The organism is Parasedimentitalea denitrificans (genome assembly GCF_011813015.1).
GTDB lineage: Bacteria > Pseudomonadota > Alphaproteobacteria > Rhodobacterales > Rhodobacteraceae > Parasedimentitalea > Parasedimentitalea denitrificans.
Genome location: NZ_QHLQ01000046.1, coordinates 1 through 7357 on the forward strand (window position 1 = coordinate 1; position 7357 = coordinate 7357).

The window sequence follows — 7357 nt, forward strand, 5'->3', positions numbered from 1 at the left end:
TTGGTCCTAACATCGCCACCAATCCCCCCACGCCAATAAGGAAATTGAATCAGTCATATACCCTCAAATCAACAAGAGTTTTTCAACAACATTGGCTAGGAGCGGCCTTTTGAAACCAAGCAGGTGAACAGCGGCATTGAATCCGGCGCAATCGTCAGCAGCGTGGACAAAGTCCGCTCGGCCTAAAGGGCTTTCATTGCTACCAACAGTTATACTGCCGCGCCTAATGCGGGGTTTCTCTGCACTCTCCTTCATCGTCAGCTAGGGTGGCTGAGCAGATGACCTGCGGGCGTTGGCGGTGGTGACTTGAGTCTGGCGCGGCCTACGGCATATTAGCAAATGCTAATTTATCACATGATCAGTTATCATTTGCAAATTTAGTTCATCCTCAAGCAAACGAGAGATAAGGACATGAATGCCTTTAACAAGACCAGCTTGAAAGCATCCGACCTGATCGAGGTTGTTTATTTCCGCAAGGGCTTGATCCCTCAGACCTTCACCTGTGGCTGCTGCGGAGATGAGACAGCCCAAGACGACCACATGAGCGGCCACTTCACCAAGGCCCACACTAAAAGCGGTAGTCGCGGCTCATGGCTACAACACCGGATCGCATACAGCCATGACCGTGACTTGTTCAACCAGGAATACGAGCGTCGTGAAAGTGATGTTGGTGGTGTGGACAACATTAACTCTCGTCAGGTTCTCTCTGATATCACCGAAGAAATCGGAGCTTCCGCCAAAGAGGCTCGCGGCGTCATGCTCGACTATTGGAACGTGATTGAGGTCGGTTGATGCGTAGCAACGATCTCATCCGCTGTGTTTGGACCGGACAGACTCTAGCGCCGGATGGCAGCTACACCATACACCAGTTGAACGACCGGCTGGGCGTTGGCGAGATCGTGAATGTCGATCTGGACCCAGAACGCCCCGCCAAGAGCCACAAACACCAGTTCGCCTTTGTTCGGACTGCCTGGCAGAACCTGCCTGAGCACCTGAAAGACGCCCCATATGCCAAGAGCGCCGAGACCCTTCGCAATCATGCATTAATCATAAACGGGTACTGCGCCACTGAAATGAAGGCCATCGACTGCGAACGTCGCGCCGAACGCGTTGCTGGATCAATGTCCCGCTTGGCCATTCGCATAAGCAGATATGCCGTCACCAATATCGAAGGCTCGGTGGCCTACTGCCACCCGCCACATAGTCAGAACCAGAGGTCGATGGGCGCAAGAGCGCTTCAGGCAAGTAAGCAAACAGTCGTGGAATGGATGTCGGATCTGATCGGTGTCACGCCTGACCAGTTGGCCAATACCGGCAAGAAAAAAATCGCATGACTCGCCGTTCTTGGACAATCCGCGACCGGCTAGCCCTCTTCGAGGCGCACAAAGGATTCTGCCCTAACTGCAGTGAAAAATCGACGGCACCAGAGAACGCTGGGATGTCGAGCACATGGTTCCCATTGCTCTTGGGTTGCGATGACGATGAGGACAACGCACCTACAAGGCGCAGATCGCCAAGGCAAACCTCGTGCGGGCCAAGCACAACGGTGTAAGCAACACAAACGATAGCTTTCACGGCAGCAAAAATCCAAGTGGAAAAGGAAGATAAGCGGCGAAGTTGTTCTTCGCTGAAACTCAACAGATACCCCGCCCTGACCTCTAACGTGAGTGACCTGGGGCGGGAGAAAGGAACCTAGGAGGTGTTATGAAAAACAAGCCTTCAGACCTGACCAACCATCTATTTGTACAAATGGAACGCCTTGGTGTAGAAGGCTTGCCCGCAGAGCAAATTGACAATGAAGTGATGCGCACAGAGGCGATTGTATCAGTTTCAGACCAGATCATTGGCAATGCTCACCTTCAGCTTAAGGCCTCCAAGTTGTTCGCGGACCATGGCGCCGCTGTTGTTCCCCATCTGCCGATGATCGGGAGTGCTACAAGATGAAGGGGAAACCAATCAATTACAGCGCACAAGAGCTTGCTTGGGTTGAGAAAAACAAAACGCACAACGGCCCGCTGCTCACGCCAAACTTTGCGCTAAATTCAAACGCGATGGCGTAAAGCTCAGCAACTATGCTTCCCTCTGCAAACGCAACGGTTGGCTGACAGGGCGTACCGGCCAGTACAATCCAGGTCATGCGCCCGCGAACGAGGGTAAGAGGATGCCTTTCTACGCCAACTGCGCTCACCTCAGTTAAAAAAGAGCAACGGCCCCATACCTTCAAGAGCCCAAGCCATGAGATGGTTTGTCCAAAGGACGGTTAGGTCTACCTGATCAACGTTGAAAAACTTCACACTGGTGCTGATACCCGGCGTGTTCTGAAGCACAAATGGCTTTGGGAGCAGGCAAATGACCCGATACCGGAGAGTAAGTGTCTGAAGTGCTTGGACGGTAACAAAACCAATACTGACCTGCCCAACTGGGAACTAATCCCACGCGCCTTTTAGCCACGTTTGGATGGTCGGTTTGGCCGAGGAAATAAAGACGCCGATACGGAGCTGAAACCAGTAATCATGGTGGTTTCAAAGCTCGAGCACAAAGCGCGTGAGGCCAAGTTACGACCCTCCTCAAGATCAAAGGTCTGTACCTGCTGGCCACGCTTGTTTTCGTCGTCTCCTGGGTGAGAGAACGGCCACATGCGCTGGAAGTGGAATACCTGGACAACTTTGCCGAAGCGCATGATATCGCATCAAAAATGATGAGTGCGCGCAAGTCCAAAAGGGAGGTCAACTAAATGCTTGTAAACCTCTGGACTATCGGCAAAGTGGCGTCTCACCTCGGTTTTTACCAGGACGCTCTGCTTGCAAAAGCGTCGGAATACAATTTGGCAATCAAATGTGGTAGTCGCTCTAAAATTAGAGACGATGAAATTGAAAAGTCGGTGGATGTATGCCGCGTAGACCCAAAGGCGCCCAGCTCTACGAGAGCAAGAGAACAAACCGTCCCTCAGCCTACGTCATCTAAGACCAAGGAGGGATTGAGATCTGGACCGGCACGAGCTGCCGCAGCGAAACTGAAGCGCAGCACTCCGAGTGCATCAAAAGGAAATTCCGGCCAAGTGATCCCGTTACAGCGAGCGAAATAACGGTTGGCCGCATCCTGGCGATCTACGCCGAAATGTTACAAGCCGATCTTAACCAATGCGCACGAGAGGGCTACTTCCTAGGAGCCCCCCTTGTCTCACTTCCTGACAAGCTACAAACCAAAGAGCGGTGGCTAACCAGAGATCAAGCTAAAGCATTACTATGGGCGGCCCGCTCACTTTGCATTGACGGTCGGCAACAGCTCCAGCGATTCATCATTACCAGTCTGTACACCGGCACTCGCAAGACTGCGACACTTGCCCTGGCGATTGACCAGCCAAGCTCACACGCAGGTTGGACCGACACAGAGGGCGGTGTCACTTACCGAATGGGTGACGGTGAGGCGGTCACCAATAAACGGCGCTCGGTTGCTCGTTGCCCTGCCCGCCTACTTGAACACGTCAGCAGATGGAAAAGACTCGGCGCAAACTAAGTCTGTGAAAACCACGCGGGACAGCGGGTGAAGGAGGTAAAGAAAGGCTGGGCGAACGCGCTAAGCATTGCAACCGAAGCGATCGATATGTGCGCAGGCGTAATCCCTCACATCCTGAAGCACACCGCGATCACCTGGGCTATGCAGAATGGCGCAAGCAGGGAAGATGCAGCCTCACTCTTCTCAGCAACAATTCAGACGTTTGAGACGACTTACTGGCATCATCCGACCTACTTCCAAAGAAGCGTGGTGGACGCGATTGATAACCGCCGCAACGTGAGGTGATTGCACGGCGGGGAACAAATAGGGGGTCGCCCTTTTTTTCGCCCCCCTTTGAGTGGCTTCTTGGGATGAAAACAAGAATAAAACAGGTACAATAGGAAAACACCTCCGTTTAGAATCGCCCTCCGAAGGCTGAGGCCAGAGGTTCGAAACCTCTCAGGTGCACCAAAAAATTCAAAAACTTAGCTGGAACCGCTTAATTCGAGTTTCTGTTACTCACAACAAAATGTCTACGCTATGTGCCAAAATCAGTGCCCTACTTTTGGTGCTCAATTCTTGGTTTGTCGATCTCTCATTACGCACAAGTCCTAACATCCGACTGTTCATCTCTGGCTGCATCAGCAACCTATTCTGCACCGCCCTGTCAAGGGTAACCAACCATTCACGGATAGCATGCTAAGGCTTCTGATTACGTTGAACTAATTCACCACCCCGGAACTGCAGATCAGATTCCTAGAGAGCCCTGAGATGCGGTCCGGTGGTTTTGGCCAAAGTTCGTAAGTTAGAACGCAAGTCCTCAGCCTCTGGGGCTTCGCGTAGATCATAGGGGATTTAAGGGAGCCAGCCTAGTATGGCGTCCTTATCGCAAGGGCCGAGATCACATTCAGACCATCTGGATATGAATGCAAAGCTCCCTCTTTAGACAATCGGAGAAAAGGATACAAATTAACGTGCTTTCAGGTCATGCCACGGATAAGACTCATGCCACCAAGTCAAAGAAATCGCCCCCTAGTTTCAGAACTATTTCATCCTGATCAGCTCCATCGACCAGAGCCCAGATGATTTGGCCCGACGGTTTGTAGATAACATATGCTTCATCGACGTCATTGGCACCGGCACCCTCTGTATTGCTAATATTGATCTGGAAATCATCCGCCGTGGCGCTGGCGCTACCAAACAGCAGAACGTCTCCATCAGCCGCTGAATAGTCCTGGATCCAGTCTGAGCCGTGCCCCTCAATACCTAGGTGAAAGAACTTATCCGCACCTTCGCCGCCGTTGATACGGTCGTATCCATAACCGCCGTTGATAAAATCATTTCCTTTCCCCCCGGTGAGCAAATCTGACAACGAGCCTCCTGTGAGCACATCATTTCCATCCATGCCGTTCAATTCATCAGCTCCAAAGCCGCCATTCAACGTGTCATGTCCCTCTTGCCCATACGCCAGGTCATTGCCGCCACTTAGGTTAAGCTCGTCATTTCCGCTGCCGCCGGTCATCACGTCGCGATGGTTCCCACCATTCAGGGTGTCATTTCCTGCATCGCCATGCAGCTTATTGTGACCCTCGTTCCCAATCAGAAGATCATCATCATCCCCCCCAAAGATCGTGTCCGCACCTTCACCACCGATAATCGTGTCTGACCCTTGTTGGCCATACAGCCTATCACTTCCGGAACCACCATGGATTTCATCATCTCCCCCCCAGCCATTAACGGTATCAGCGCCAGCGTCGGCCTCAATGGTGTCATTGCCACGGTTGCCAATTATTTGATCGTCACCAAGCCCCCCAATGATCCAATCGTCTCCAGCGCCGGCGTCAATACTGTCGTTCCCGATGCTTCCAGTAATTGAGTCATTTTCAGTACTACCAACAATACTGACGCCCTCCTCAGTTTCATCAGATGGAGGATCGTCCGTAGTTCCATCCCTTGGGATCTCATGGTGATAGGTGATTTGTATTATTTCAAATGGCTTCAATTGAAAACTTAGGGAAGTGCCGCCTCCGAGGTCACTCTCATCAAATAATGATATCTCTGCCTGCACGTCATGCTCGTTAAGGAAGTACTTATCCCCTTCAACCATGACGAAATCGGAATCAACGAACTGATTCAGTTGGTAATTGTAGTGACGACCATTCGACGTTTCAGCGTCGTATCCAACAAGTACGCCGTCAACTGCAACAAAACTATCGATGTAGCCACCAATGTCGAAAGAGATATCCGACACGGTTTCTGCCATAGAAGAAACATATAGAACCGTCTTCTGATCGCTTGAATATGCATTCAGGTTGAGCGCACCACCCAGCCCTTCGACGTTCATATCAACGACATGCGTTCCGCGTAATGACGAGCTCATCAAGTCGAACACAGCCCCTCCAATTGAGTTGACAACTATGCCTGACAGCGGATCGACAATGACCTCTCCGGAACCAGCAAGGTCATTGGACGTGTTGTGATGGGGCGGCCAAACATATGCAGCATCGACACCCATTGTTATCATATATTCAAATTGCTGGAGCAAAGTTGACGCCGCTCTCATCCCCAAAGCGTCGAGATTTCGAGACGTGACGTTCCACTCAGTAATATGAAGGTCCAACGACCTCCCAAGCTCTTCTTCCCAAACATCCAGTTTATCTGGAATAAAATTCATCTCATGTGCTGCGCCTGAAAAACTCACGGGTTCATCGTTGAAGTAGTAATGCTCAACAACAACATCAATTGCTTCACGGGCGGCGTCGGACAGTTGTTCAATTATCTCCTGATTTGCTAGTGTTACCCTATTCCCCCAACTATCAGTTCCTGCCGGATAGCTAGTTGAACTCCCAGATGGATTTGCCATTTGAATTAGAACTTCAGGAACGTAATCCAAACCCGATGCACCGTCTTCAATTGCTAATATTGTTTCATTTGCAACTGCGCCATACTCGGCTTCACTTTGGCTTTGCCAGTATTCGTTTCCAATTTCAAAACCGGATATAACATCGCCATACTGGCTAAGAGCCAACCTAACAAATTCCGAAATTACCTCTGCACCTGGATAGCTTTCAAAAGTCGGTGTCACGAGTAGAACCTTAAAGCCTCCATCTCTTGCCCACTCCAGAAATGAAATAAGCCCAGCTTGCAGAGCTCCTTCTTCCAACATACCATCCGCATAAACCGTATCCGGTTGACCTGCGGGATATCTCAATCCTCCAATTCCCAAATTTTCGACTGCATCATGAAAATCCGAGGTCGGCACACCCGATACGGTATTTACTGTTGATATTATATTACCAGAAAAGTGAGCTGCCTGTATCTCGTCGGTCGTTTCGACACTAGATTGGTAGACTATATTTAACACAGACATTTTGACACCGCTCATAAAGGATCACCTCTCGAGCGGTACCCGTTTAGATGCAGCGGCCCTAATGAATGAGTACGCAAATTTTAATCACATCTTCCGAAAAGTTTAGGTGAAACGAACGGCCATTACGAAACCTACTACTTGGTTAACTCAACCACTTATTTGAGAACAATTGGAGGAAAGGTTAGGTATAGTTTCCGAAACCGGCACAAGCTATTACGCTTTGATTTAGATCGCAAATCTCATAAAACTAAGAACCTCTTAATTCGCAAACTCATAAGCAGTCGAAGCCTTTGGTCTGTTTTTCAGTCTATTTTTCTAAAAGTTTCCGGAAAATTAGATTTAAATAAACCGCATTTTAGAAACTCGACTCTTGCACGGCTTTGTTGCACAAATAAGGTTGAGGTCGGACCTCCCCTGACACCGGACGGATTTAGCCTATCGCCTCTGTCTTGGGGATGCCAAGTGCAGTAAAGCCGTTGAGGATCGCGGCTC

5 protein-coding genes are annotated in these 7357 nt (G+C 50.3%); 4 read left to right on the forward strand and 1 reads right to left on the reverse strand.

All coding sequences use genetic code 11. From position 1 onward, the window contains the following. Nucleotides 1-411: 411 nt before the first annotated feature. The 4 genes from DL239_RS20980 (at nt 412) to DL239_RS21545 (ending at nt 3801) form a co-directional block, all read left to right on the forward strand. The gene (locus DL239_RS20980) at nt 412-792 is read left to right on the forward strand and encodes a hypothetical protein (protein ID WP_167686053.1); all 381 of its coding nucleotides are present in this window, start codon (nt 412-414) and stop codon (nt 790-792) included. Next, nucleotides 792-1334 carry a hypothetical protein gene (locus DL239_RS20985; RefSeq protein WP_167686054.1) on the forward strand — a complete coding sequence of 181 codons (543 nt, stop codon included), beginning with the start codon at nt 792-794 and terminating at the stop codon, nt 1332-1334. Before DL239_RS20980 ends, DL239_RS20985 begins: the two co-directional genes overlap by 1 nt. 370 nt (nt 1335-1704) lie before the next feature. Next, entirely contained in the window at nt 1705-1944 is a 240-nt protein-coding gene (locus tag DL239_RS20990; RefSeq protein ID WP_167686055.1) for a hypothetical protein, read from the forward strand. Between the two features lie 1599 nt (nt 1945-3543). Then, a complete protein-coding gene (locus DL239_RS21545; RefSeq protein ID WP_206188587.1) occupies nt 3544-3801 on the forward strand; it encodes a hypothetical protein in 258 nt (85 codons plus the stop codon). Nucleotides 3802-4498: 697 nt separating this feature from the next. On the opposite strand, the gene DL239_RS20995 is transcribed toward DL239_RS21545, so the two are convergent. Further along, nucleotides 4499-6880 carry a calcium-binding protein gene (locus DL239_RS20995; RefSeq protein WP_167686056.1) on the reverse strand — a complete coding sequence of 794 codons (2382 nt, stop codon included), beginning with the start codon at nt 6878-6880 and terminating at the stop codon, nt 4499-4501. Between the last annotated feature and the right edge of the window lie 477 nt (nt 6881-7357).